Source organism: Bacillus cereus group sp. BfR-BA-01347, from assembly GCF_022663835.1.
Taxonomy (GTDB): Bacteria; Bacillota; Bacilli; order Bacillales; family Bacillaceae_G; genus Bacillus_A; species Bacillus_A thuringiensis_K.
In genome coordinates this window covers 1-1,067 of record NZ_JAKUGG010000070.1, presented here as the reverse complement: position 1 = coordinate 1,067, position 1,067 = coordinate 1, and the positions used below count along the sequence as shown (strand labels likewise).

Sequence of the window (1,067 nt, the reverse complement as noted above, 5' to 3'; positions counted from 1 at the left end):
GCATTATCAAAACAGTTTCCACGTCTAGAATGACTACCGACAAATCCTAATTTCTCTAACTGTTTTGCGTAGGATTTAGATGTATATTGAAACCCTTGATCTGAATGGAAAAGGGGCTTAGTAGTTAATGACTTCCCTTCTAATTGACGTAATGTAGTTAAAACCAAATCTAAATCATTTCTTGAAGATAGCTTCCAGGCAACAATTTCATTGTTGTATAGATCTAACACAGCTGACAAATAGGCAAATTGTTCTCCGATTCGTACATAAGTAATATCTGTTACGAATTTTTGGTTTTGCTTTTCAGCTTGAAACTCTCGATTCAAATGATTTTTAAATACCACAGATGTTTTTCTTCCATAAAACGGACGTTTTTTTCGAATGATAGATTGAATACCCAGCTCTCTCATAAGACGACGAACACGTTTATGATTCATTACCATTCCTTCTCGAGCCAAAGCACGAGTCATACGTTTATACCCATAGTAAGGGTGCTGACGATGAATAGATAAAATATGTTCTTTATGCCACATATCCCTTTTCTGACGTAAACGCTGCACGTTATGATATTTCCGCCATTTATAGTAGCCAGCCTTAGAAACTTCCGCGATTTGAAGCAACCATCGGAGTGGATAGGCTTGGCGTAATGAATCGATAAGAGAAAATCGTTCTTTCTTTAGGACCATTCCTTCCCATGTAGATTTGGATTGCGCTTTTTTAAATACTCAACCTGTGCCTTCAAATAAGCATTTTCTTCTTCTAGACTATTAAAATTCTTTCGATTCCAGACACCACGTTGATCATCAAAGGACTCCCCCTGTTGCGCACGTTTTACCCACTCAATAATCTGGGCATCGCTCTTCACACCGAGTTGTTCACGAATTTCTCGCAATGATTTTCTCTCTTCTAATCGAAGACGAACTGCTTCTCGCTTTAGTTCTTCTGTATATTTTTGAAATGATTGTCCTTTTCTTGCCATAAAAAAATCCCCTCCAGATAAAACAGTATTGAGTCCATCATATCAGATGGACTCTTTTTTTACTGTCTACCTATAGGGGATAATACCA

1 pseudogene is annotated in these 1,067 nt (G+C 37.4%); it reads right to left on the bottom strand.

Annotated features, from left to right (window positions below):
* Positions 1-979, bottom strand: a pseudogene (locus MR143_RS32635) (IS3-like element ISBth8 family transposase); the annotation flags it as partial.
* Between the last annotated feature and the right edge of the window lie 88 nt (positions 980-1,067).